The organism is Halolamina salina (assembly GCF_042678005.1).
In the GTDB taxonomy this organism is placed as follows: Archaea; Halobacteriota; Halobacteria; order Halobacteriales; family Haloferacaceae; genus Halolamina; species Halolamina salina.
Genome location: NZ_JBHUDH010000194.1, coordinates 1 through 24449, shown reverse-complemented (window position 1 = coordinate 24449; position 24449 = coordinate 1). Strand labels below are relative to the sequence as shown.

The 24449-nt window shown below is 68.6% G+C and carries 26 protein-coding genes; 9 read left to right on the top strand and 17 right to left on the bottom strand.

Translation table 11 applies throughout. The annotated features are described in order from the left end of the window. Window positions 1–131: 131 nt before the first annotated feature. Window positions 132–1559 (bottom strand): dihydrolipoyl dehydrogenase family protein, encoded by a 1428-nt coding sequence (locus tag ACFR9S_RS14225; protein WP_379732030.1) that lies wholly within the window; start codon window positions 1557–1559, stop codon window positions 132–134. 39 nt (window positions 1560–1598) lie between these two features. Next, complete coding sequence (locus ACFR9S_RS14220) at window positions 1599–1823, bottom strand: DUF7860 family protein (RefSeq protein WP_379732029.1); 225 nt, start codon at window positions 1821–1823, stop codon at window positions 1599–1601. A gap of 80 nt (window positions 1824–1903) precedes the next feature. Between ACFR9S_RS14220 and ACFR9S_RS14215 the strand changes: the two genes are divergently transcribed. After that, a complete protein-coding gene (locus tag ACFR9S_RS14215) occupies window positions 1904–2146 on the top strand; it encodes a hypothetical protein (RefSeq protein WP_379732028.1) in 243 nt (80 codons plus the stop codon). Between the two features lies 1 nt (window position 2147). Here ACFR9S_RS14215 and htpX read toward each other — a convergent pair whose 3' ends face one another. After that, window positions 2148–3020, bottom strand: a complete 873-nt coding sequence (gene htpX, locus ACFR9S_RS14210) for a zinc metalloprotease HtpX (RefSeq protein WP_379732027.1) — start codon at window positions 3018–3020, stop codon at window positions 2148–2150. Window positions 3021–3107: 87 nt separating this feature from the next. Here htpX and ACFR9S_RS14205 point away from each other — a divergent pair, with 87 nt between their 5' ends. Both ACFR9S_RS14205 and ACFR9S_RS14200 read left to right on the top strand, forming a co-directional pair. After that, complete coding sequence (locus ACFR9S_RS14205; RefSeq protein ID WP_379732026.1) at window positions 3108–3818, top strand: fumarylacetoacetate hydrolase family protein; 711 nt, start codon at window positions 3108–3110, stop codon at window positions 3816–3818. A 523-nt stretch (window positions 3819–4341) separates the two neighbouring features. Further along, a complete protein-coding gene (locus tag ACFR9S_RS14200) occupies window positions 4342–5457 on the top strand; it encodes a 60S ribosomal export protein NMD3 (protein ID WP_379818919.1) in 1116 nt (371 codons plus the stop codon). A 149-nt stretch (window positions 5458–5606) separates the two neighbouring features. Here ACFR9S_RS14200 and ACFR9S_RS14195 read toward each other — a convergent pair whose 3' ends face one another. The 5 genes from ACFR9S_RS14195 to ACFR9S_RS14175 all read right to left on the bottom strand — a co-directional run bounded on the left by ACFR9S_RS14195 (window position 5607) and on the right by ACFR9S_RS14175 (window position 10635). Next, window positions 5607–6425, bottom strand: coding sequence for a hypothetical protein (locus ACFR9S_RS14195; protein ID WP_379731537.1), 819 nt, complete (start codon window positions 6423–6425; stop codon window positions 5607–5609). Between the two features lie 34 nt (window positions 6426–6459). Next, window positions 6460–8334, bottom strand: coding sequence for a helicase C-terminal domain-containing protein (locus ACFR9S_RS14190; RefSeq protein ID WP_379731538.1), 1875 nt, complete (start codon window positions 8332–8334; stop codon window positions 6460–6462). Between the two features lie 81 nt (window positions 8335–8415). Beyond that, window positions 8416–9357, bottom strand: a complete 942-nt coding sequence (locus tag ACFR9S_RS14185) for a DUF7351 domain-containing protein (protein WP_379731539.1) — start codon at window positions 9355–9357, stop codon at window positions 8416–8418. Between the two features lie 70 nt (window positions 9358–9427). Further along, on the bottom strand, window positions 9428–9739 hold the full coding sequence (locus ACFR9S_RS14180) for a hypothetical protein (protein ID WP_379731540.1): 312 nt from the start codon (window positions 9737–9739) through the stop codon (window positions 9428–9430). A 74-nt stretch (window positions 9740–9813) separates the two neighbouring features. Then, window positions 9814–10635, bottom strand: a complete 822-nt coding sequence (locus tag ACFR9S_RS14175; RefSeq protein WP_379818918.1) for a fumarylacetoacetate hydrolase family protein — start codon at window positions 10633–10635, stop codon at window positions 9814–9816. Between the two features lie 145 nt (window positions 10636–10780). Between ACFR9S_RS14175 and ACFR9S_RS14170 the strand changes: the two genes are divergently transcribed. The 4 genes from ACFR9S_RS14170 to ACFR9S_RS14155 all read left to right on the top strand — a co-directional run bounded on the left by ACFR9S_RS14170 (window position 10781) and on the right by ACFR9S_RS14155 (window position 12934). Further along, the gene (locus ACFR9S_RS14170) at window positions 10781–11422 is read left to right on the top strand and encodes a DUF7504 family protein (protein ID WP_379732563.1); all 642 of its coding nucleotides are present in this window, start codon (window positions 10781–10783) and stop codon (window positions 11420–11422) included. A 48-nt stretch (window positions 11423–11470) separates the two neighbouring features. Further along, window positions 11471–11806, top strand: coding sequence for a DUF5783 family protein (locus ACFR9S_RS14165; RefSeq protein WP_379732564.1), 336 nt, complete (start codon window positions 11471–11473; stop codon window positions 11804–11806). Between the two features lie 69 nt (window positions 11807–11875). Further along, complete coding sequence (locus tag ACFR9S_RS14160) at window positions 11876–12250, top strand: NifU family protein (RefSeq protein ID WP_379732565.1); 375 nt, start codon at window positions 11876–11878, stop codon at window positions 12248–12250. 90 nt (window positions 12251–12340) lie between these two features. After that, window positions 12341–12934: an Sjogren's syndrome/scleroderma autoantigen 1 family protein gene (locus ACFR9S_RS14155; RefSeq protein WP_379818917.1), complete on the top strand. Its 594-nt coding sequence runs from the start codon at window positions 12341–12343 to the stop codon at window positions 12932–12934. A 15-nt stretch (window positions 12935–12949) separates the two neighbouring features. On the opposite strand, the gene ACFR9S_RS14150 is transcribed toward ACFR9S_RS14155, so the two are convergent. From ACFR9S_RS14150 to ACFR9S_RS14130, 5 genes are all read right to left on the bottom strand, one after another. After that, entirely contained in the window at window positions 12950–15382 is a 2433-nt protein-coding gene (locus ACFR9S_RS14150) for a DEAD/DEAH box helicase (RefSeq protein WP_379818916.1), read from the bottom strand. Window positions 15383–15456: 74 nt separating this feature from the next. Further along, window positions 15457–15699: a ferredoxin gene (locus ACFR9S_RS14145; protein WP_379731455.1), complete on the bottom strand. Its 243-nt coding sequence runs from the start codon at window positions 15697–15699 to the stop codon at window positions 15457–15459. A 69-nt stretch (window positions 15700–15768) separates the two neighbouring features. Then, a complete protein-coding gene (locus ACFR9S_RS14140) occupies window positions 15769–17112 on the bottom strand; it encodes a cytochrome P450 (protein ID WP_379818915.1) in 1344 nt (447 codons plus the stop codon). Window positions 17113–17233: 121 nt separating this feature from the next. Further along, the gene (gene metG / locus ACFR9S_RS14135) at window positions 17234–19312 is read right to left on the bottom strand and encodes a methionine--tRNA ligase (RefSeq protein ID WP_379731451.1); all 2079 of its coding nucleotides are present in this window, start codon (window positions 19310–19312) and stop codon (window positions 17234–17236) included. A 110-nt stretch (window positions 19313–19422) separates the two neighbouring features. After that, window positions 19423–19701: a hypothetical protein gene (locus ACFR9S_RS14130; RefSeq protein ID WP_379818914.1), complete on the bottom strand. Its 279-nt coding sequence runs from the start codon at window positions 19699–19701 to the stop codon at window positions 19423–19425. A gap of 87 nt (window positions 19702–19788) precedes the next feature. On the opposite strand from ACFR9S_RS14130, the gene ACFR9S_RS14125 reads away from it, so the two are divergent. Next, window positions 19789–20403 (top strand): TetR/AcrR family transcriptional regulator, encoded by a 615-nt coding sequence (locus tag ACFR9S_RS14125; RefSeq protein WP_379731784.1) that lies wholly within the window; start codon window positions 19789–19791, stop codon window positions 20401–20403. Window positions 20404–20430: 27 nt separating this feature from the next. Here the strand turns inward: ACFR9S_RS14125 and ACFR9S_RS14120 are convergent, their stop codons facing one another. From ACFR9S_RS14120 to ACFR9S_RS14105, 4 genes are all read right to left on the bottom strand, one after another. Beyond that, window positions 20431–21387 (bottom strand): VOC family protein, encoded by a 957-nt coding sequence (locus tag ACFR9S_RS14120; RefSeq protein ID WP_379731785.1) that lies wholly within the window; start codon window positions 21385–21387, stop codon window positions 20431–20433. A 93-nt stretch (window positions 21388–21480) separates the two neighbouring features. Further along, the gene (locus ACFR9S_RS14115; protein WP_379731786.1) at window positions 21481–22467 is read right to left on the bottom strand and encodes a TatD family hydrolase; all 987 of its coding nucleotides are present in this window, start codon (window positions 22465–22467) and stop codon (window positions 21481–21483) included. Next, on the bottom strand, window positions 22467–23351 hold the full coding sequence (locus tag ACFR9S_RS14110; protein WP_379731787.1) for a fumarylacetoacetate hydrolase family protein: 885 nt from the start codon (window positions 23349–23351) through the stop codon (window positions 22467–22469). Before ACFR9S_RS14110 ends, ACFR9S_RS14115 begins: the two co-directional genes overlap by 1 nt. A gap of 6 nt (window positions 23352–23357) precedes the next feature. After that, a complete protein-coding gene (locus ACFR9S_RS14105; RefSeq protein ID WP_379731788.1) occupies window positions 23358–23765 on the bottom strand; it encodes a DoxX family protein in 408 nt (135 codons plus the stop codon). Between the two features lie 202 nt (window positions 23766–23967). Between ACFR9S_RS14105 and ACFR9S_RS14100 the strand changes: the two genes are divergently transcribed. Next, window positions 23968–24449 (top strand): amidase family protein (locus ACFR9S_RS14100; RefSeq protein WP_379818913.1); only part of this gene is annotated, 482 nt, incomplete at its 3' end.

Here is a 24449-nt window from a genome sequence, read left to right as displayed (position 1 = left end):
GGACTGGGCGCCGACTGGGGCTGGCCGACCGCGCTGGCCTGCGGGAACGCGTGTGCGAGCCACTACGTCGCGACCGGCGACACCGCGTCGGCGACGGTTCTCCGGGAGTGGCTGCTGGATCGCGGGATCGCTTAGTCGAGTTCGTCGGTCGCGTCGCGCAACAGCCCGTCGAGGATCTCCGGCGTCGTCGGGTGGAACGCTCGATCGGGGATCTCCCGGGCGTCCAGCCCCATCTCGACGATCACCTGCATCGTCTTGGCCATCACGTCGGCGTGGTAGTGCAGCCCCTGGTAGCCGACGACCGTGCCGTCGCGGGCGACCACCAGTTCGGCGAGCCCTCGCGGCGCGTCCTTCGTCTTGAATACGCCGTCGTCGGCCGCCAAGCGACGGGTGACGATCGGATCGTCGAGCGCCTCGCGGGCGGTCTCGGCGGTGTGGCCGACCCGGACGTAGGGGTAGACGCCCGCAGCCGTGAACATGACGCGGTGGGGCGTGAACTCGTAGGACTCCAGCGCCTCGCCCCGGGCATGGGCGAGCACGTTCTCGGCGGCCAGCTGTCCCTGCTCTTTCGCGATGTGAAGCAGCGGCTCCTTCCCGTTCACGTCGCCCGGGAAGAACAGCGTCTCCGCGTCGGCGGCCTGCATCGTGTCCTCGACGAACCCGGGCTGGGCGTCGATCCCCGCGCTCTCCAGCCCGAGTCCGTCGACGTTCGGCCGGCGGCCGGTGAACAGGAACAGCTCCTCGGCCTCGACTACGCGCTCGCCGACACCGGCCTCCTCGCAGGTGAGCCTGACCCCGCCGTCGTCGGTCGGTTCAAGTCGTTTCTCGTCGGTGTTCGTCAGGATCTCGACGCCGAACTCCTCGCGGTAGCACTCCAGTATCTCGTCGCCGAAGGCGGGCGGCGCGTCGTCGAGCGGTCGGTCGTCGTGCTCGATCACGGTCAGGTCGACGCCGGCCTCCGCGAGGTAGGGGACCATCTCCAGCCCGACGTAGCCAAAGCCCATCACCACCCCGGAGTCCGGGAGGTCGGTCGCGTCGAGCACGTCCGCGGAGTCCATGTAGTCCACGTCGTCGACCCCGGGGAGGTCGGGGACGTTCACCGTGCTCCCGGTACAGACCGCGACGTAGTCGGCATCGAGGGCGCGCGTTGGCTCGCCATCGGGACCGTCCTCGAACAGTTCCACGCGGTCGGCGCCGTCGAGCCGGGCGGTCGCGTGGACGAACTCCACGCCCGACCGCTCGGCGAGGTCGTGGACGTGCCCGCGGCGGTGTTCGGCGAAGCCGAGGACGTGATCGTCTTTGGTGTCGACGATGGAGTCGAGGTCCATCTCGTGAGCGGGACCGTCGAGGCGGTGATCCGTGCGGGCCTGATAGCGGTGGGCCGCCGCCGAGAGCACCTCCTTGGAGGGCATACAGCCCCGGAGGATACAGAGCCCGCCGCCGGGCTCGCCGTCGTCGACGAGGGTGAGGCGGTCGATCTCCCCGCCGACGTGGTCGACGAGGCCGTCGGCGACGGCGACGCCGGCGCTGCCGTAGGCACCGATGATGACGACGTGCATACTCCCCGCGACGGGTGTCGGGGTAAAAGAGCTACCCCCCTACTCCGTCAGCGGGAGGACGATCCCGAACAGGATCGGGCTGAGGACGAACGCCAGCAGCCCGACCCCGGCCACGACGAGGAACAGCGTCTCCTCCCACGCCGGGACCGACACGTAGTTCTCCGCGACGTAGCCGCCGATCTCGCCCACGAACATGAGGGCGAGGCCGAACAGGACGCCGCGCTTCACGACCGACGGGTAGTCGATGGATCCGTATCTGCCCATCTCGGGTCGGCCGTGGGCGCGTCTCGACATACGTCTTTCGAGCGCGTAACGTATATCGCTCCCGACGCGTACTTCGTGGCATGGCTTCCGGCATCCCGGAGATGGCGATCGAGATCGGCACGCTGCTGGCCTACGCGGCGCTGTCGGGCGTACTGACTTACGCCGGCGTGCTCTCCGAGCAGTCGGCGGTCGAAACGTTCGCCGGCGGCCCGACGCCGCTCGCGGTCTGGTTTCTGGTCCTCGGCGCGGCCGCGATCTACGGCGGCGTCGTGCTGGTGGGCCGAGAGCTGTTCGTGGTGCGCCTGCTGGCGCTGTTGAACTGAGTTACTGCGTCTCCATCTCGCGTTCGAGCTCGCGCAGGCGCTCGACGCGGTTCTCCGTGGTCGGGTGGGTTCGGAACAGCTTGCCGACGAACCCCGACTTGATCGGGATGACGAAGAACGCGTTCATCTCCGAGCTCTCGCGCAGGTCCTTGTCGGGCACGCGGTCCATGCTGCCGTCGATCGTCAGCAGCGCCGACGCCAGCGCCGACGGCTTGCCGGTGATCGCCGCGCCGCCGCGGTCGGCCGCGAACTCGCGGTAGCGCGAGAGCAGCCGGATCAGCAGGAACGAGAGCACCCAGACGGCGAAGGAGGCGACGACCGCGACGAGGACGGGCGCGCCGCCCTCCCGGTCGCCGCCGCCGAACAGGAAGCCGAACCGGACGACCATGAACGCCAGCGTCGAGAGGAACGAGGCGATGGTCATCACCATCACGTCGCGGTTCTTGACGTGGGCGAGCTCGTGGGCCAGCACGCCCTCAAGTTCGTCGTCGTCGAGCGTGCGCAGCAGCCCCCGGGTCACACAGACGGTCGCGTTCTTCTGGGACCGGCCGGCCGCGAACGCGTTGGGGATCTCCGTGTCCGCGACCGCGACGGTCGGCTTGGGCAGGTCGGCCTGCTGACAGAGGCGCTCGATCGTCGCGTGGAGCTCGGGGTACTCCTCGCGGTCGACCTCGTGGGCGCCCATGCTCCGCAGCGCGAGCTTGTCGCTGAAGAAGAACTGGCCGAGCATGAACAGCCCCATCACGACCACGATACCGGTCATCCCGAGATCCGTCAGCGAGAGGACGGCGATGAAGACGACGTAGAGGAGGCCGAGCAGCAGCATGGTCCCGCCCATGCGCGCCCGAAGCCCCCAGTCCGCTTTCCACTCCATATCGGTGGATGGACGTTCGGGCGCTTAAACCCCTCCCTGCCGGCCCGCGAGCCGAACCCCTATACGCCCACCGGCACAGCCCCACGTATGCGACTCGCACGGGTCGAGACCGGCGACGGCGTCGTCGCCGGCGAGTACGTCGACGGCGCGGTCGAGAGCGACGGGGAGCGCTACGTGGTCGGCGAGGACGGCACGCTCGCGCCGCCGTGTGACCCCTCCGCCGTCTACTGTATCGGCCGGAACTACGCCGAGACGCTGGAACAGAAGGGGTACGAGCGCCCCGAGCAGCCGACGTTCTTCATCAAGCCGCCGGCGTCGGTGATCTCCCACGGGGCGCCAATCCCGTACCCGACGTTTTCGGAGGAGGTGACCTACGCGGGCGAGCTCGCGGCCGTGATCGGCGAACGGTGTCACGATCTGACGCCGGAGGAGGCCGAGGAGGTGGTTCGGGGGTTCACGATCATGAACGACGTGGACGCGCTGGACCAGCCCGGGCTGACCTCGCGGAAGGCGTTCGACGGCTCCGGGCCGCTGGGGCCGTGGATCGAGACGGACGTGGACCCGCGGGGGATCGACATGTACACCGAGATCGACGGCGAGCGCCGGCAGGAGGCGAACACGGAGCTGATGCTGTGGGGACCGTACGAACTGCTCTCGTTCCTCTCGGAGCGGTTCACGTTCCGCCCCGGCGACGTGGTCGCGTTCGGGAGTCCGGGGAACCCGGGGACGATCGAGCCGGGGAACGAGGTGGAGATCTGGTACGAGGGGATCGGGACGCTGCGGAATTCGGTGGAGTAGTCGCCTGAGGCGTCGGTCGCGTGGGAGTCGGCGGAAGGTGTTTCCACAGTACCAGCACCTCGATCGTCGGCAACTGGAACAGCGACGGCAACCGCAACAGCACCTCGTTCGTAGACCACTTGTGACCGCAGTGCGCCGGACACGAGGTCCGGCGCAGCACCGAGTCCCCACCCCTCCCCCCGCCGGCGCCGACGGTCGGCGCCGGCGAGGCGTCCACCGCCACCGCACCGCTGTGGCAGTCGGCGCGAAGCGCGAGCGCCTCCGTGCGCGAGCCGAGCGCGAGGGACGAACGAGCGAACGGACGTGAGCGAGTGAGTCGGCTGGGGAGGCGTGTGGGCTGTGCGGGGCAGTGCGGTCACAAGGTGCCAACGATCGAACTGCTGTCGCGGTTGTGGGAGTAGTAGATCGAGACGCTGTCGCGGTCGCTGTTCGCGGTGCCGACTTGACCCTCACAGAATCGACGCACATCATCCCCAAACACACAGCGCGGTCCTTATCAGTCCGAACCGACGATTCAGCAGTAATGAGTAAGTCCGGCGAGTTCTGCCCTCGCTGCGGCGACGACGTGCCCGAGCGCCCCGAGCCGCTCCCCGGGGAGCCGCGGGACCGCGACGCCGCACTCTGTGACGCCTGCTACTTCGAGCAGTTCGACCTCGTCGACGCCCCCGACCGCATCGAAGTGCTCGTCTGCTCGCGCTGTGGCGCGGTCCACCGCGGCAACCGCTGGGTCGACGTGGGTGCGAAAGACTACACCGACGTGGCCGTCGACGAAGTCGCGGAAGCCCTCGGCGTCCACCTCAAGGCCGAACAGGTCCAGTGGGGTGTCGACCCCGAACAGGTCGACCAGAACACGATCCGTATGCACTGCACGTTCTCGGGCATCGTCCGCGGTACGCCCGTCGAAGAGCAGGTCGTGGTCCCCGTCAAGGTCTCCCGCGGCACCTGCGAGCGCTGTGGCCGGATCTCGGGCGGCTCCTACGCCGGCGAGGTGCAGGTCCGCGCCGAGGAGCGCGTCCCCACCAGCGACGAGCGCGAGCGCGCCATCGAGATCGCCAACGAGATGGTGCGGGAACGCGAGGCCGACGGCGACCGCGAGGCGTTCGTCACCGAAGCCAAGGAGGTGAAAGACGGCGCCGACATCAAGCTCTCGACCAACAAACTGGGTCGGGCGCTCTCGAAGCGCCTCGTCGAGGAGTTCGGCGGCGAGTTCGAGGAGTACGCCACCCTCGTCACCGAGGACTCCGACGGCAACGAGGTGTACCGCGTGACGTTCTCGGTCCGGCTGCCGCGCTACCGGCCGGGGGAGATCATCGACCCCGAGGACGGCGACGGACCGGTGCTCGTCACCTCCGTCCGCGGAAACCTCAAGGGGACCAGACTCGCCTCCGGCGAGCGCTACGAGGCCCGCTTCGGCGAGGGCGACGCGCCCGACGCGCGCCGGCTGGGCGAGCGCGCGGACGCCGTCGAGACGACCGTCGTCGCCGTCGAGGACGACCACGCGGTGCAGGTGCTCGACCCCGAGACGTTCGAGACGGTGAGCATCCCGCGACCCGACTTCTTCGACACCGACGCCGAGCAGGTGCGGGTGCTGAAGTCCCGCTCGGGGCTGCACATGGTGCCCGAGGACGACGCCGCGTAGGGCGAACACGCACGAGCGCCGCCGACGCGGAAGCTTAAGCCGCTGGAACGACCCTCTCCGGTATGAACTGGAAGCAGCTGCTCGCGATCACGATGGTCGTGCTGATGCTCGGCTCCTCGTTGGCGTACGCGCTGGCGCTCTGAACGGCTCTACGGCCGGTACTCGCGGTTTATCGCGTCGAAGATCCAGCCGAGGATCGGCCGGCTCGTCCCCGCGGGCCGCTCGACGCTCACGTCGTTCCACCGATCGTAGCGGTAGCGCTGCCAGTCCGTCTCGTTGCCGTTGGCCGTGCGGATCGTGATCGACCGGAGCCAGCCCGACTCCGCGTCGACGGCCACGGTGACGTTCGCGTCGAAGGAGTCGGGCGGCGCCGACGCGTTCTCCGAACTGCCGAGCAGGCGGCTCGCGACCGTGTCGTTGTCGGTCCGGAGCCGGATCGTCCCGTTCGATTCCGAGACGGTCGTCTCGACGGCATCGCTCGACAGCGTCGCCGCCAGATCGCTCCGGTCGAGACGGTCGGCGTCCGCCCAGAGGTTCAGCGCCCGCGACTGGCTCCGGTCGGGGGCCTCGGGGAAGTCGGTGAACGTCGCGCTGACCTCGTCGGCGTACACGTCCGGACCGACGCCGAAGTACCCCTCGCCGTTGGCGACGGCGTACTCGCGGTCGCTGCGCTCGACGCTGTACCGGAGGAACACGCAGCCGTCGCCCCGCCGCGTCACGTTCGCGTCGTCACACGGTGTGATCCAGTCCATCCGGTAGTCGTTGGTGCCCGTGGCGTTCAGGGCGTCCAGCGCGACCTGCTCCGGTGGCGCGTCGGTATCGACGCTCTGGGGTTCGGGCGGGGAGTAGAACGGGTCCGCGATCCCGACAGAGCCCATGAGCAGCACGGTCAGGACGGCGGCGATCGCCATCCGGCGGAAGATGTCCTCGCCGAAGCGAGCCCGGAGGGCGTCGGTGAGACGGCTCACGAGTCACCCCACGCGTCCCGACTGGTGCGACTGCTCATCCGTCGCCCCATACGTCCGAGAGCGGATGGTTCTCACGCTTCTCGGCTTCGGCCTCGGTTTTGTTCGTCGGCGAGTCGCCACTCGAACTGGACGACGAAGCCGTCGACGACGAGCGCGAGGACGAACTGGACGCGGTTCCGGCCGAGCCGCCGGACTGTCGTCGGCTACTCCGGTCCGAACTCCCCGGAGAGCCGACGCTCGGGCTGGCGTCGACGCCCGCGAGCGCGGCCGCGGGATCGGCCTCGGGGAGGTCCGGCCGGGAGATGCGGTCGACCTGATCCTGGAACCATCCGGGGATGTCCGTGCTCGCGCGGTCGAACAGCTCCAGCAGCGAGTCGTCCGCGAGGTAGGTCGCACCGTAGTCCTCCGGCGAGCGCACGACGCGCCCGCAAGCCTGGATCACGGTTCTGAGCGCGGCGCGGTAGTACCACGCCCACTGGCCCTCCTCGAGGCGCTGCTCCACTCTGGAGTCGTTGGTGTTGAGGTAGGGGGCCTTGCAGAGTACCTGCCAGCGGCAGAGGTCGTCCTCCAGATTGAGCGCCTCCTCCATCTTGACCGAGAGGAACAGTTCGGGCTCGTCGCTGGCCTTCCACGCTTCGAGTTGGGCGTCGCGGTTCTCCCGGTCGTGGACGCGCACGCGGCCGGCGACGCCGAGTTCGGCGAGGCGGTCGGCGAGCCGCTCCTGGATCGCGTAGGAGTGGCAGTGGATCAACCCCTTCTCCCCTGCGTGTTTCGCCATCAGGCGGACGATCAAGTCGGCGATCTTCGGCAGCGTCTCGTCGCGGTGCTCGTAGGTCATCTTCCCCTGCGTGACGTCGTACAGCGGGCGGTTCTCGACGGGGAACGTGTGGCCCACCTCGACCAGCGCGACCTTCTCGGGGTCGAGGCCGACGCCGCGGCAGAACGCCTCCTTGTTGAGCATCGTCGCCGACAGCAGCGCGAACTTCGAGCCGCGGTCCCAGACGGTGTGCTGGAGATACTTCGCCGGATCGAGCGGCTTGATCGTGATCGGGCCGCCGGCGCCGTCGGGCTGGTCGACCACCCACGTCGTCGGCGAGTGGGCGTCACGGTAATCCTCGACGAAGTAGGAGAGCTCGCTGATCAGCTCCTGCAGGCGGTCCCGGCGGGCGGCCTCGTCGGGGGTAAGCTCGGGCTTCGCGAGCAGTTCGTCCTTCTCGACCTCGCAGCGTTCGAGTAGCTGTTCCGAGAAGCGAACGGCGCCCTCGACGGGATCGCCCGTGGCGGCGGTCACGTCCGGCACGTCCACGTCGTCCCAGACCGGGACTCTCCGGGGCGTGAGTTCGACGGCGGCGTACATCTCCGCCCACTCCGCGAGCCCGTGGGCTTCGTCGACGACGACCACGTCGCGCATCCGGAACACGTCGCTGCCGGCGGTCTGCATGAAGTACGCGAGCGTCATCGCCGCGATCGGTTGGTTGCTGGCGATCGCGCGGTCCGAGAAGTACGGACAGCGGTGCCGGACCGTGCAGTCGAACCCCTTCTTGCGGACGCAGGGGGCCTGATCGACCGGCGTGTCGTGCTCGCCGGGGAGGATGCAGTCGTAGTTGTTCTTGCCCCGGATCACGCGGAAGTCCTCGAGCAGGTCGTCGGCCTCCACGTCGTCCAGTTGGCTGACTTGCGGCGTGGTGTAGTAGGCGCCGGTGGGCTGGGCGGGGTCGGCCTCCTCGACGGTCCGGGCGGCGCCCATGATCGACCGCGCGAGGAGGGACTTGCCGCTGCCCGTCGGCGCGCGCACGAGCACCACGTCGTTCCCGGCGGCGAAGGCGTCGCGGATGTCCGCCAGCGCCTGCTCTTGGTTGCCGCGGAAGGAGGGCGCGGGGAACGAGTCGGGGATGCGGGCGGGCTCCACTCTGTGTAGTGGTACGCTGTCGGCCGGATGAATGTAGCGCTCCGTCACGGGGCGACGACGCGACCGGCGTTACCGGGCGGCTCAGCCGTCGAGGAACGCGTCGTCGATGGTTCGGGAGTACGTGTCCCCGTCGATTGTCAGCCGAACCTCGACCTCCAGCGGGGATCGGGAGTGAACGACGGCGTCGTAGTCCGAGATCGCGCTGAGGTACTCCGTGACCGAGTCGGGGTTCACGGGGTTCAGCCCGTGATCCGTCATGAACCGCAGGAACTCCGTTTCCGCGAACAGCCCTTGGAGCACGCCGCCGCCGGTAGCGAAGTTGCAGTTCGTACACGCCGATCCGAAAACCACCGACCGACGGCGGCCACAGGTCGAGCAGACGCCGTCGTCCGTTTCGTGGTCTTCACACGCCTCGATGCTGCGGTCAGTGCGCGCCGAACACCGGGGGCAGATGCCCGAACTCGCCGTGACGAACTCGGTCTGACCGAGGCCGAAGGCCGCTTGCAACACCTCGTCGGCGGTCCGGCCGTTCAGCCCCGCCGGGGGGAGCGGCATCCCGCCGAGCCACCCGTACTCCTCGGGGACGTCGGCGCCGGACGAGGCGTGAGTGTCACCGTACGCGCCCGTACACTCGGTACAGAAGACGTCGACCCGCTCTTGGTTGTAGCGAACGAGGACCGGGGCGCCGCAGTAGTGGCAGTCCTCGTCGACCGGCGTCGGCTCCATCACCGGCGCGTCGGTCACCGCACCCGAGAGGACTGCCTCGACGACGCGTTCGCCGGCCTGCCGGAGGGTGTACCCCTCCTCGGTCTTTCTGAGGAAGTGACCGACCAGCTTGTCGAGGTGGTAGTTGAACTGTCCCGAGTCGCGGACGTCGACGGCGTCGTGGAGGTCGGAGAACGAACGGGGGCCGTCGGCGTCACCCAGCTGCTGGATGATCTCGAGTCGGATCTCGTTGCCCAGGGTCGCGAAGGCGTCGTCGGGCGAGACGCCCGTCGCGTCCGGCTCGGTCCCGGAAGCCATGCGCTCACGTTGGCTGTCACGTCTAAAAGAGTTCGTGGTGAGTTATCTGAACCCGAGTAACGACCCGTGGCTATCTCGTCGGGTTGCCGGCCGATGTCGGGGGGTCGTCCGTCTCGGGCCTGATTCCGCGTATCGACGCCGGTACCGCGTCGACGACGCGTGAGGGGGCGTCGCTCCGTGCCGTCCGGATGCCGGCGACGAAGCCGGCTACCGCGACGACCGCGGTCGGAGCCTGCATCGTCCAAATCCCGACAAACACGACGATCGGGACGGCGATAACGGCCGCGAACGCCCCGTCGTGGGGCTCGGCGGCGATCGTCGGTCCTGTACTCCCGTGGTGGTGTGGATGGTGTTGCATCACGATTACTGCGAGCCCCGCCACCACAAAAAGTGTGATCTGAAGAATGTTTCTGTCGAACGTCGGACCGAAGTTCGCTTCTGTTCGGAATCTGGTAGCTACCGGACGACGTCCGCCGCGACGCTCCCGATCCCTTCGACCTCCGCGCGCACGTGTGAACCCGGCTCGATCACGCCCGCGCCGGGCGTCCCCGTCGAGATCACGTCGCCGGGTTCGAGCGTCATCACGTCGGAGTGGAACGCCACCAGCTCCCGCGGCGGGAACTCCATGTTCCCCACGACGTTCTCCGCGACCGTCTCGCCGTCGACGACCGTCCGAACCGTCGTCTCCGAGAGATCCGTTCCCGACTCCGGCACCGCGAGATGCGGCCCCAGCACGAGAAACGTGTCGAAACTCTTCGCCCGGGTGAGGAACCGCGGATTCCGCTGGAGCACGTCCTCGGCGGTCATGTCGATCACGGGCGCGTAGCCGGCGATCACGTTCTCGGCCTCCGCAGCGTCGACGTTCCGGCACGTCCGACCGATCACGACCGCCAACTCCGCCTCCGCAGTCACGCGCTCGCTGATCGACTCGGGCGGGAGCCGGATCGGGCCGCCCGGCCCGGTCGCCGCCGTCCTCGGTTTGAAGAAGCTCGCCGGCTCCTCGGGAGCGTCCTCCGAGAGGTCGCCGGCGTGTTCGACGTAGTTGAGGCCGATCCCGAACAGCTTGCCCGGCTCCTCGACGAATGCACCCAGTGAGCGCTTCTCCCGGGGAATCCTGTCGGCGGTCGCGGCGTCGGGAGAGGGGAGCGTCCCCGCGGCCGCGGCCGGGAGCGCCTCGCGGACGCTCGCGTGCTCGGGCGTCGCGGCCGCGAGCGGGACGAAGCCGTCGTCGTCGCCCAGCAGCGGGTCGCCGTCGGCGGTTCGTGCGAGGTAGCGCATCAGCGCCACCCCCGCGTCGGGTCGGCGGCGTGTGAGTCGGTCGCCATACTCGGTGCTGTGCCGCAGGCCCCATCAACGTCCCGGACCCCACGGACGGGGGAGGGAACAGGGTTTTGTGGGCGCCCCGCGAGGTACACGTATAAAGATGGAGGAGCCCACGAGCGAGGCCCTGGACTCCGCCATCCCGGTCGACCAGCTCGCGGCGGGGAAGGCCGTGCTCGTCCGCGGGCCGGCGATGTCCGGGAAGTACGATCTGCTCCTCCGCCTGCTCGGCTCGCTCGCGGACTGTTCGATCCTCGTCTCCACCAGCCGGCAGAATCGCGGCGCCCGATCGGACTTCGCCGCCTACGGCGACCCCGACTGCTTCGGCGTCGTCGACTGCGCCAGCCGGGTACAGGGACAGGACGACGGCGGCGGCGAGCTGGTCCGCTACGCCTCCTCGCCGAAGAACCTCACCGAGGTGGGCGTGAAGTTCACCGACCTCGTGGACCGCTTCCAGGACGACGGCGTCGAGCACGTCGCCGTCGGTCTCCACTCGCTGTCGGAGCTGCTGATGTACAGCGACACCGAGCAGGTGTACCAGTTCCTCCGCGTGCTGCTCGCGGAGGCCCGGGGGATGGACTGGCCGACCGTCGCCGTGATCGACGACGACGCCGCCGGGGAGGCAGCGGTCACCACGCTCACCCAGCCGTTCGACGCCGTGATCGCCACCCGGCGCGACGACGACGGCCGATCGTTCCAGTACCGGGCGGCCGACGGCGAGCCGGGCGAGTGGGTCGGGTTCTGAGCCCGCCGAGTCGCCCCACTTTTGCCGTCCCCGCGCCAACCGCGGGTAATGGCCGATTTCGACCCCGAGACGTTCGAGGAGGAGAAGTACGCTGAGCACTTCACCCAGCTCCAGCGCGCCTACAAGAACGCGTTCGAGACGATGAACGGACAGTACAACTCCGACCTGATCCACGCGATCGACCAGCAGGTGCTCAACGAGTCCGAACCGCACTTCGTCGACGGCCGCTTCGAGGTCGAGCTTCCCGAGAACGCCACGGATCGCGTGACTGCGGTCGATACCGACGCCGAGACGCTGACCGAGACGCTCGATCGCTACACCGACGAGATCGTCGCCGAACTCCACGAGCTGTTCGGCGTCGAGCGGGCCGAGAACGAGGCCTGAGCCGGGTATCGAACGTGTTCGGGCCGCCCCGAACCAAAGGCATAAGCCGCCCGCTCGCGAAGTGAGTGTATGAGCACGGAGAGCCAGTCCGGCGACGACCTTCGCGACCGCGTCAGCAACTTCCTGCGACGCAACTTCCCGCAGATCCAGATGCACGGCGGTTCGTCCTCGATCACCCACCTCGACCGCGAGGAGGGCGTAGTCCACATCCAGCTCGGCGGCGCGTGTTCGGGCTGCGGTATCTCCCCGATGACGATCCAGGCAATCAAGTCCCGGATGGTCAAGGAGATCCCCGAGATCGAGAAAGTCGAAGCCGACACCGGCATGGGTGCCGGCGCCGACGGCGACCTCGGCGGCACCGGCGGCAGCAGCATGAGCCCCTCCTTCCCCGGCGAGGGCGACGACGACGGCGAGGACGACGAAGGGCCGCAGGCCCCGTTCTAACGCTCGCGCGTCGCGTTCCCGTGTTTTCGACCGCGTAGCGGCGCCGCCGGACTACCACGCCTTTTCAGTACGGAGCGCCAACCCACGCCCATGAGCGAGGAGTTCGACAAGGAGGCCGAACGGGAGAAGCTCCGCGAGAAGCTCGAGAAAGACGAGGAGAAACGGCAGGAGACTCAGCGTATGAGCGAACTCCTGCTGCAGGGAGCGACGATGACCAACGAGCACTGCGACCGCTGTGGCGACCCGCTGTTCCGCGACGGCGGGGAGACGTTCTGCCCGACCTGCAGCGGCGCCGGCGGGGAGCAGCCAGCGGAACCCCAACAGGCGGCGGAAACACAGCAGGCTGCGCAGCCGCAGTCACGGCAGCCGGCGCAGTCACGGCAGCCGACGGCCGAGCCGTCCCGGAGCGCCGAACGAACGAACGGCGCCGAGCCGACGGCACGGCCCGAAAGCGGCGCCGACGTTGCGCAGCAGACCGGATCGAACACCGACGAACAGCCGGCCCGTGGACAGCGAGCGCCCGAACCGACGGCCACCGACGCCGCGGGGCCGCGGGCGGAGCTTCAGCGCGCGGTGACGACGACGGCACGGAACGCGAGCGAGGCCACCGACCCCCGGACGGCGAAGGAGTGGCTCGAAGCCTCGAAGGAGGCGGCCGAGGCGCTGGCGGCGCTGGAGCAGTAGCTCGAAGCCCGGGCGTCAGCCCGTGTACTCGCTCCCGACGACCTCTCGGAGCCGGTCGGCGGTCACCTCCCCGATCCCGTCGACGTCCAGCAGATCCTCCTTCCTCGCGGTCATCACCGCCTCGACCGTCTTGAACTCTTCCAGCAGCGCCCGCGCGGTGACGGGGCCAATGTCGGCGACGCTGCCGACGACGTACTCCTGCTGTTCGGCCAGCGTCTTCCCCGACTTCTCGCCGTGGACCGACACCGTGCGGTCGCTCTCCTCCTGCTCGCGGCCGGCGACGACTTCGAGCAGGTCGGCGGTGTCGTCCTCGTCCTCGGTGCGGAGCACGCTCGCGTCGAAGTCGATCGCCAGCGAGGAGAGCGCCCCCCGGATCGCGTTGGGGTGGACGTTGCGCTCGCCGTAGAGGTCCTCGCCCTCGAGGATCACCACGGGCCGGGCGTACGCCCGCGAGAGGTCGCCCACCTGCTCGAACATGGATCGGTCGCCGCCGGTCAGCGTGTCGAGGAAGTCCGCGACCGACTTGCGCTCGACGGCGACGCGATCGGAGAGCACGTAGTCGCCGACTTCCAGCGTTTCGAGGCGGGTCCGGACGCCCTCCCGGCGGGAGAGCTCCTTCGCGATCGGCGAGTCGAGTTCGCGCTGATCGACGACGACCTCTATCTCCTCCTCGTCGGGGTCGGAGTCGGCGGTCGCGACGACGCCCTCGGTGGTGTCGTCCTCGGCGTCGTCGGTGGATTCACTCCCCTCGTCGTCCGCGGCGAAGTCGTCGAGTCCCGGGGAGAGCCGCTCCTCGCGGGTGTCACCGTCGTCAGCCGACGCCCCGCCGTCCTTGCCGGCTCCGTGTGCCGGCGAACCGTCGAACTCGGAGAGCGCCTGCTGGGCGTCGTCGAGCTCCTCCTCGACCTCGTCGGCGACGCCTTTCAGCTTCCGGAGCTCCTCCTCCATCTCCTGTTCGCGCCGGCGGGCGATCCAGAAGAAGGCCTCGTCGCGGGTGTCCTCCGCGAGGAGGACGACGACCTTCCCCTCGGCCTGTCGCCCGGTTCGGCCCTTCCGCTGGATGGAGCGGATCGCGGTCGGGACCGGCTCGTAGAACAGCACGAGGTCGACCTCGGGCACGTCCAGCCCCTCCTCGGCGACGGAGGTGGAGACCAGCACCTCGAACTCGCCGTTGCGGAACGCCTCCAGCCGTTCCTGCTGTTGGTTCTGGGTCATGCCGTCCGACCCCTCCTTGTCGCCCTGCCCGACGAACTTCCGCGTCTCGAAGCTCTCGCCGAGGAACTCCGTCAGCGCCTCGGCGGTGTCGCGGGACTCGGTGAACACGATGACGCGCTCGCCGTCGCCGATGCCCAACGTCTGGGCGAGCAGGATGCGGGCCTGCGAGAACTTGGGGTGGAGGCCGTCGTACGTGTCGGCTTTCCGCATCGCGCGGCGCACGCGCGGGTCGCTGACCATGCGCTGGCTGGCCTTCGACGCGCCCGAGGAGCGGGCGTCCTCGCGCTGGCGCTCGAAGTAGCGCCGGACCGACTCGACGGACTGGGTCTCGACCAGTTCGACGGCGCGGCGGAGCTTCATCACCTCCGCGTGGGTGCTCATCCCCTGGTACCCCTCGCTCTGGTCGTTGTTGATCAGCTTCTGCAGTTCGGCGCGCATTCCGTTGAGCTTCTTCTGTGAGAGGTCCGGCTGGGTGGTGTTGGTGACGCCGAGTTCCTTCAGATCCTCCAGTCGCTCGGTGATCACCTCGTTCAGCAGGTCGCGGATCTCCAGAATCTCCTCGGGGAGGTCGACGCGCTCCCACTGCACGTCGGTGTCGTGGGTGAACTCGTCCACGTCGGCGTCCTCCTCGGTCATCACCTCCACCTCGGTCAGCCCGAGGTTCTCACAGACCTGCAGGATCTCCTCCTCGTCGCCGCCGGGGGAGGCCGACATCCCGGTCACGAGCGGGTCCGCGGCGTCGGCGTGGTAGCGCTCGGCGATGTAGACGTAGGCGTAGTCGCCGGTCGCGCGGTGGCACTCGTCGAACGTGAGGTGGGTCACGTCCGACAGCGAGACGCGGTTGCCGACGAGGTCGTTCTCGACGACCTGCGGCGTGGCGATGACCACCGTCGCGGAGTCCCAGAGTTCGGCGCGGTCGTCGGGGCTCACGTCGCCGGTGAACACGACGATCTCCTCGTCGGGGATCTGGAGGGCCTCGCGGTAGAACTCGGCGTGCTGCTGGACCAGCGGCTTCGTCGGCGCCAACAGCAGCGCCTTCCCGCCGACCTCGTTCAGTCGTTCGGCGGTCACGAGCAGCGAGACGGTCGTCTTTCCGAGTCCGGTCGGGAGACAGACCAGCGTGTGGGCCGCCTTCGCCGTGCCGGCCAGTTCGAGCTGGTAGCGCCGCTGCTCGAGGAAGTCGGGGGTGAGCAGCGGGTGATCGATCCGGCCGACGTCGTCGGTGGCCGCCATTTGTCGGTACTGGGGCGCGCTCGCCGATAAGGGTTCGGCGAGCGGGGTGGAACTGAAACGGGGGTGTCAGGCTCTCAGACGATCTGCTCGCCGGCGTCGTCGTAGACGCGGATGGCGTCGACGGGGCAGGCCCGCGCGGCGAACTTCGCGTCGAGTTCGGCGTCCTCGGGCACCTCGCGGACGAACACGTCGTCCTCGGCCTCCTCACTGTCGACGAGGACCGCCTTGCCCGCGTCCTCGTCGCGCTCGAAGGCGTCCCACTCGGCGACGCACTGGAACATCCCGATGCAGGTGTCGCGGTCGTACTCGATCCGCATAGTGAAGGGTTGTGCAGGCGGTGCTAAGTGGTTGGCGTCGCTCGGACCGCCGAGTGGATGGGTCGAGCCTCAGCGGCGCTCGACGCGCATCGGCATCCCGTTCCGGGGGTGGGCCGTCAGCGTCGGGAGGAGTTCGAGCGGGGTCTCGCCCTCGTACTCCAGGCGGAACCGGCTGGCCGTCGTCGCGACGATGGATCGGGCCTCGAGCATCGCGAGGTGCTTGCCGATGCAGTGGCGCGGCCCGCCGCCGAACGGGAAGTACGCGAACCGCGGGCGCTCCTCCGCCCGCTCGGGGCGCCAGCGCTCGGGGTCGAACGACGCCGGATCGTCCCAGTGGTCGTCGGAGCGGTGGACCGCCCACTGGGGGAGCATGATCGCCGCCCCCTCGGGGATCGTGTAGTCGCCGATCTCGACCGGCTCCCGTGGCTCCCGGAAGATGGTGTACACCGGCGGGTAGAGCCGCATCGCCTCCTTGATCACCCACTCGGTGTACTCCAACTCCCGTACGTCCGCCATCGTCGGGCGGTCGCCGTCGCCGACGGCGTCGATCTCCTCGTGGAGCCGGCGCTCGACCTCGGGGTGCTCCGAGAGCAGGAACCACGTGTACGTCAGCGTCAGCGCGGTGGTGTCGTGGCCCGCGAGCAGCATCGTCATCATCTCGTCGCGGAGCTGTTCGTCGGTCTGTTCGCCGTTTTCCCGGGCTCGCACGAGCAGCGAGAGGAAGTCCATCGGCGCGTCGGGGTCGTCGTCCGTGCCCACGTCGCCCCGGCGCCGGGCGACGATGTCGTCGATGACGCCCTCCAGCTCGGCGACGGCGGCGTCGAACTCGGCGTCGCCCGGCATCGGCACCCAGTCGGGGACTGCGAACCGAATGGGGTCTGGCTCGAACCGCATGCCGAGCGGCTCCAGTTGCTCGCGGACGTGCTCCAGCCGGTCCCGGGGGAGTTCGACGCCCATCATCAGGTCGAGGATCACATCGATGGTGACCGTCGTCATCTCCTGTTCCACGTCGACGCGGTCGCCGTCGGCCCAGTCGGCGAGGCGGGACTCGGTGTGGTCGACGATGCGGTCGGCCATCCCCGAGAGCCGGGCCATGTCGAACGCCGGCTGGGCGAGCGTGCGCTGCTGTCGCCACGTGTCGCCCTCGCTGAGGAGGAGTCCGTCGCCCAACAGATCGCCGAGCGCGTCGTCCTGAAACGCCGGCTTGCCGAAGCGACCCGCCTCGGAGACGAGGATTCGCTCGATGGCCGCGGGGTCGGTGACCACGTACGTGTCGAGCGGCCCCATGTCGAACCGGCTCACGCCGCCGTAGGCCTGTTCGAGCCCCGTGACGAACCGGAACGGGTCGCGAGCGTACTGGTGGCTGCTCCCGAACACGGGCTTGCCCTTGGGACCGGGCGGCGTTCGAGACATCGTTCGTAGTACGTGCTAACCGGGCATAAACCCCGGTTCCGCGTCAGAAAGGAGCGGGCGGATCGGATCGCTGGCGGTCGCCGCTACCGGAATGTCGTCCCGGTACGGCTGTCGGTCGCCGCTACCGGACCTTCGTCCCCGGCTCGGCGTCGCCGTGTGTCGTCAGCAGGTCGGCCTGCTCGCCCGCAGCGAGCACCATCCCGTTGGACTCGACGCCGAACAGTTCGGCCCGTTCGAGGTTCGCCAGCACGATCACCTTCTTCCCCTCGATCTCGTCCATATCGTGGAGCTGCTTCAGCCCGGCGACGATCTGGCGGGTCTCGGCGCCGATGTCGACCTCCAACCGGGAGAGCTTGTCCGCGCCCTCGATCCCCTCGGCGCTCTCGATCCGGCCGACCCGGATGTCGAGGCCTTCGAAGGTGTCGAAGTCGATACGCTCGTCGATCAGGGGTTCGAGTTCGCTGTCGTCCATCTCGGTGTTCTCGTCCTCGGTTTCGTCGTCCTCGCTCTCGTCGTCCGCAGCCGCTTCCTCGATCTTCTCTTCGAGCGCCGCGTCCAGCTCGTCGACGCGGTCGTCTTCGATCTTCTCGAACAGCTCGTCGGGCTCGTCGAACGCGCCCGGCTCGGCGTACACCGCGTCGGTCTCGGCCTCGTGTACGTCGGCGTCGACGTTCAGCTGTTGCCAGACCGTCTCGGCCTTCTCGGGCGTGATCGGTTCGAGCAGCACCGCGACGGCGACGGCGACCTGCAGGCAGTCCCGGATGACCTGCGCCTGCTCGTCGCTGCCGTCCTCCAGTTGCCACGGCTCGTGCTGCTGGATGTACTCGTTGCCGAACTGCGCGAGCTCGACCGCGGCGTCGCCGGCGTTGCGCACGTCGTAGTTCTTCACGGCCTCGCGGAACTGCCCGACCGCGGCGTCGATGTGCTCCTGCACGTCGTCGCTCACGTCGGCGTCGGGCGTGCCGTCGAAGTTCCGCGCCGCGAACAGCATCGAGCGGTAGACGAAGTTGCCGACCGTGCCGACGAGTTCGCCGTTGACGCGCTCTTGGAAGCGCTCCCAGGTGAAGTCGAGGTCCTGCTGGAACCCGCCCATCGTGGTGAGGTAGTAGCGCAGCAGGTCCGGGTGGAACCCCTCGTCGAGGTACTCCTCGGCCCAGATCGCGCGGTTCCGGCTGGTGGAGAGTCCCTTGCCGTCGATGGTGACGAAGCCCGTCGCACAGACCGCGCGCGGTTCGGCGTGGCCCGTCGCGTGGAGCATCGCCGGCCAGAAGATGGTGTGGTGCTGGATGATGTCGCGACCGATCACGTGGACGATCTCGCCGCCGTCGCCGCCGTCGCGGCCCCAGACCTCCTCCCAGTCGTACTCGTCGGCGCCGACGCGCTCGGAGTACTGCTTCGTGGAGGAGACGTACTCGATCGGGGCGTCGACCCAGACGTAGAGCACGAGATCCTCCTCGCCGGGGTAGTCGACTCCCCAGTCCATATCTCGCGTAATGCACCAGTCCTGTAGCCCCTCTTCGAGCCACTCGCGGGGCTGGTTCTTGGCGTTCGACGTCCCTTCGAGGCGGTCGAGGAACTCGTCGAGGTAGTCGGCGAGTTCGGAGACGGCGAAGTACTTGTGCTCGCGCTCGCGGTACTCCGCGGGGTTGCCCGTGATCGCCGAGACGGGGTCCTCGATCTCGCCGGGCTCGAGGTGGCGGCCACAGCCCTCGTCACACTCGTCGCCGCGGGCCTGCTCGCCGCAGTACGGACAGGTGCCCCGGACGTAGCGGTCCGGGAGCGGGTCGTCCTCCTCGGGGTCCCACGCGACCATGATCTCGTCCTCGTAGACGTAGCCCGCCGCTTCGAGTTCCTCGACGAACTCGCGGGTGAGCTCGGTGTTGGTCTCGTCGTTGGTCCGGCCGTAGTTGTCGAAATCGACGTTGAACCGCGGGAACGTCTCCTGGTACTTCTCGTGGACCGGCATCGCCAGCTCCTCGGGGGTGATACCCTCCTTGGCGGCGTTGACGGCGATGGGGGTGCCGTGCATGTCCGAGCCGCAGACGTACGCCGACTGCTGGCCGAGCTTCTCGATCGAGCGATGCAGCGCGTCCGCCGCGGTGTACCCCCGGAGGTGACCGATGTGGAGGTCGCCGTTGGCGTACGGCAATCCACACGTCACCACCGCGGGACGGTCGGTCGGGAACTCCTCGTGACTCATCTGGGTGGAAGTTGTCGATGCGGGCCTAAAGCCCGCCGGTTTCGGTGATCGACCGGTGGCCGAACGCGCCGCGGAAAGCTCTCGGGGGCGTGTCGACCGCCCGGCGCCGATCAGGCGTTCCGGAGGTACGAGTCCTCGGGCAGTTCCGCGTCGTGTTCCCTGACGATCTCGGCGGCGCGCTCGTCGACGACCGCGGGGGCGGGGCGCTCCGCCGTCTCGCGGACGTGGCCCGCAACGAAGCGGGTCAGGTCCGCCACGGCGTCGCCGCCGGCGGCCGCGTCGACGGTCGACAGCGCCACGCGGAGCGACTCGCGGAACGCCGCGTCCTCGCCGCCGATCTCCGTGGCGACCGCCTCGTCGACCTCCCGAACCGCGGTATCGACGTCCATGGGGAGCCGTTGTGTCTGACGGTAGATAAGACGAGTGGCGGCGTCGAACGAGAAAAGCGCTATATAGCCGACCGGGGTATAGCGGATATGAGCGAGCTGGAGCAGCGCGGGGTCCCCGAGGAGACCCGGACCGAGATCATGGAGGCGACGTTCCGGGCCGTCAGCGAGCACGGCTACGCCGGCCTCCGGATGCGCGACATCGGGGAGGAGATGGAGAAGACCCGGCAGATCATCCACTACCACTACGACGGGAAGTACGACCTGCTGGCGAACTTCCTCGAGTACATCATCGAGCAGTACGAGGGCAGCGTCGAGGTCGAACGGGACGTGCCGCCCTGTGAGGAGCTGGACATCCGCATCCGGCAGTGTCTGTTCGGGCCGGGGTTCGAGGAGTTCGACCACTGGGAGCGGATGAAGGTGTACCACGAGCTGTTCACCCACGCACAGAACGACGAGCGCCACCGGGAGATCTTCGACGAACACCACCGGCGCCTCCGGGACAGCATCACGCAGGTGGTCGCCGAGGGGATCGAGCGGGGCGACTTCCGCGACACCGACCCCGAGCGGACGGCCCAGCTCATCACCGACGTGATCCACGCCGCCCGGGAGCGGAAGCTCTCGCTGGGTCACGACGACGCGCCGGAGGAGGCGGTTCAGGCCATCGACGAGTTCGTCGTCGACTCGCTGATCGTCGACGAGTAGCGGCCGAAAAGCTGCGGTCGCGGCGGATTAGTTCTTCTCGAGGGGCGGCAGCATCTCCTTGATGCGCTCGACGTCGACGTCGAGCCAGTCGGGCACTTTCAGCTCCTCGCCGTACTCATCGACGTCCTGATCGATCCCGAAGCCGGGACCGTCGGTCGCGAACTCGAACACCGATCCGCCGGGCTCGGTGATGTAGCGGGAGTGGAAGTAGTCCCGATCCTTCGTGGACGTGGTGTAGTAGCCGTTCGCGCGGAGTTCGTCGCTGATCTGGTCCTGCTCCCAGCCGTTGGCGACGCGAAACGCGATGTGGAGGAACGTGCCGATCCCCAGCGCGCCGTTGGGCGCGTTCGGCCGGATGAGCACGTCGACTTTCCGGGCACACGGCGCGTCGCCGGGCGCCTCGTACCGGACGCGGTCACCGGCCTGCGGGTGGGTGGCCTCGCCGACGCGGTCCCAGCCCAGCGTCTCGAGCACGTCCATCGTGCCCGCGGGGTCCTTGGAGTGGACCGTCGCGTTGTACATCCCGCGGATGCCGTGCTCCTCGGGCACGTCGCTGCCGTCGGTGTACGCCTCGATATCGGACTCGCCGGTCACGAGTTCGAAGGGGACGCCGTCCGGCCCCTCGAACGCGATCGCCGTCTCGTCGAAGCGCTCCTCGACGGTGTACTCGACGTCGTGATCGTCGAAGCGGTCGGTCCAGAACTCGACCGACCCCTCGGGGATCGTCAGCCCGACCGAACTGGTCTGGCCCTTGCCGACGAGACCCTCCTCCATCGGCATGTTGGTCATCGGGAAGAACGTGATGATGGTGCCCGGTGTCCCCACCTCGTCGCCGTAGTAGAGGTGATAGATCTTCTCGGGTACGTCGAAGCGGACCGTCTCCTTGACGAACCGCATCCCGAGCACGTTGGTGAAGAAGTCGTAGTTGTCCTGCGGGTCGTCACAGAACGCCGTCACGTGGTGAAGCCCTGGAACGTCTGGCATGGTTCACCAACTGGTAAAACCGAGACCATAATAATCGTTTGCATACCATACGTTCACACGGGTCGACGATAGCAAGAGGTGCCCGTAGCCCCTTCAGGGGAGGACCGACCGCGGGTTCTCGTACACCACCTGCCGGATCGCGTCGACGCCGACACCGTGGCGGTACAGCTCGGCGATGGTCCGCTTGAACGCGAACACGTCGCTGCGCAGCACGCCGGCGCTGTCGGTTTCGACGAGGATGCGCTCCGGCCCGTACTCGGCGACGATCTCGGCCACGTCGGTCGGCGAGACGCCCAGTAGCCACGGGTAGCTGACGGTGAAGCTCAGGTAGCAGTCCGTGTTCTCGAGCACGTACGGCGCGATCTTCGGGTCCATGTGCGAGAGCACGACCTGCTCGTGGTCGAGCCCGGCCTCGTCGGCGAGTTCGGCGTCGATGTCGACGGCCTCCCGCTTGGGGTACTCCGAGGTGAGCACCGGCTCCTGCTGGCGCGCGAGGTCGAGTTCGTAGCCGGGGAGGTTCCCGCTCTCGCGCTCGGGGAAGTCGACGTCCTCCAAGTCGGCGGGCGTGTGGACGACCGCCGGGAGGTCGTGGTCGGCGGCGACTTCGAACTGCCGGCGGGTGACTTCCTTCTGCTCCTCCAGCGACCAGCCGGCGACGTGCTGGGCCTCGGTGATCCCGATCTCGCCGATCGCGGCCACCTCGTCCAGCGCCGCGTACTCGGGGAGCACCTCCAGCAGCTCCTCGTAGTTCTCGACCCGCGCGCCGGTGTGGATGCCGACGCCGACCTTCGCGTCGAGCAGGTGGGACTCTCGGATCTGCGGCAGGCGGTTGAGCGCGTCGTCCCAGAGGTAGCGCACGTCCTCCGGCTGGACGGGCTTGTAGGGGGTCCAGTAGTAGGCGGCGGCCATCGTCACCATCCCCGCACAGCCGCTCAGCGCGTAGCGCTCGCGGTCGTTCCAGGAGAGCGTGTGGGCGTGGTTGTGGACGTCGATCCACGGGATGCTGTGGAGCTCCGCGGGGATCGACTCGAGGCCGTCGCCGCCCTCCAGATCGGTCGGGCGCTGTGTCGGGTACGACATCAGTCGGTGTACCGACAGTGGTTCGTGAGCTCGCCGACGCCCTCGACGCCGACGGTCATCTCGTCGCCGTCCTCGAGCAGCACCTTCGGCTCGCGGAAGTAGCCGACGCCGTCGGGCGTGCCCGTGAAGATCACGTCGCCCGGCTCCAGCGTAAAGGAGCGGCTACAGAACGCGATCAGCTCCCGGATCGGGAAGATCAGGTGCTCCGTGTTGGAGTCCTGCAGGCGCTCGCCGTTGACCTCCGTCCAGATGTCGAGGTCGGTCACGTCGTCGATCTCGTCGGCGGTGACGAAGTGAGGCCCCATCGGCGCGAACGTGTCGAGGCTCTTCCCGCGAACCCACTGCTCGTCGGAGAGCTGGAGGTCGCGGGCGGAGACGTCGTTGCCGACGGTGTAGCCCGCGACGTACTCCAGCGCCTCGTCCTCGCTGACGTTCCGGGCCTCCTCGCCGATGACCGCCACGAGTTCGCCCTCGTAGTCGACGGCCTCGGTCAGCTCCGGGTCCCACTCGACCGCGTCGTCCGGGCCGACGATGCAGGTGCCGAACTTCGAGAACACCAGCGGCACGTCGGGGATGTCCTCGCCGCCCTCGTCGGCGTGTTTCGAGTAGTTCAGTCCGATCGCGACGATCTTCCCCGGGTCGGTGACCGGCGACCGCGTCTCGAGCGACTCGGGCGCGTAGATCGCCCGGTCGGCGTCGACGGCCGACTCGACCGCAAGCTCCGCTTTCTCCCGCCAGTTCTCGACCGTCAACAGCGCCGTGAGCGTCGACGGGAGTTCGATGCCGGTGGCCGCGCCCGCTTCCGGGAGCGAGACGACGCCCTCGTCGACGACCGCCCCGACCCACTGCTCGCCGTCCGCCGTCGTGAATTGTCCGAGTTCCATCGTGAGCTAGAACAGTCCGAGGTTGGCTCCGTACGCCCAGACCTCGCTACCGGTCGAGAGGAGGACGAGCGTCCCCCCCAGCAGCCCGACGTTCTTCAGGAAGTGGTTCAGTTCGTTCTCCTTCTCCTCCTCGCCGGCGTTCCAGAAGTCGTGGAACAGCGGCGTCGCGACGATCAGGAACGTCGCGAGCGCCCCCGCCGCAATCACGGGGTAGACCCCGAGCATGATCCCGAGCGCGCCGAGGACGAGGATCACGCCCGACGCGATGACCGCGGCGCCCGGCAACGGCGTCCCCTTGTACTCGGCGTACCCCTTCCGGCTCTCGAAGTCGGCGAAGTGGTTGTAGCCGTTGTACAGGAAGAGGACGCCCAGCACGAGGCGGCCGGCGAGCAGGAACTCCGCTTCGAGCGCCATCAGCGGAGCCCCGCGACCGCGTCCCTGTTCTCGATACATCGGTCCGGGTGGGTTGTCGTGTGCATCGCTTACACCTTTTACAGAGTGGTAAATAGTTGTTTCCGTATCTCAGGTGATAGGACCGCTCGCGGCCCGTGACGGCGGACGCGGGCGTCGTGTGACGGCCAAACAGCCCTTATGCGTCGGAGGGGAACGATCGACCATGGAGAACGCGGACCCGTCACGGGTCGAGGCCTGGGTCGACGACTACCTCGACCGGGTTGGGTCGCTCCCGGCCGACAGCGTCGCCGGCGCGTTCGATCCGCCGTACCCACAGGAGCGGGCGGACCCCCACGACGCCTTCGCGGAGACGTTCATCGCCGACGCGCCGCTGTCGGGGTCGCTGGTCGACCTCGACCTCGCGGTGAAGGAGAACATCGCCGTCGGCGGCGTGACGACGACCTGCGGCACCGACTGCTTCGAGTGGACGCCCGATATCGACGCGATCGCGGTCGAACGGCTCCGGGCGGCGGGCGGCTCGATCGTCGGCACCACGGACATGGACCCGTTCGCGTTCGGCACGACCGGTGAGCTAAGCGCGCGCGGCCGGACGCTGAACCCCGCCGTCGAGGGGCACGTCCCCGGCGGCTCCTCGTCGGGCAGCGCCGCGGCGGTCGCCAGCGGCGAGGTGGACGCCGCCTTGGG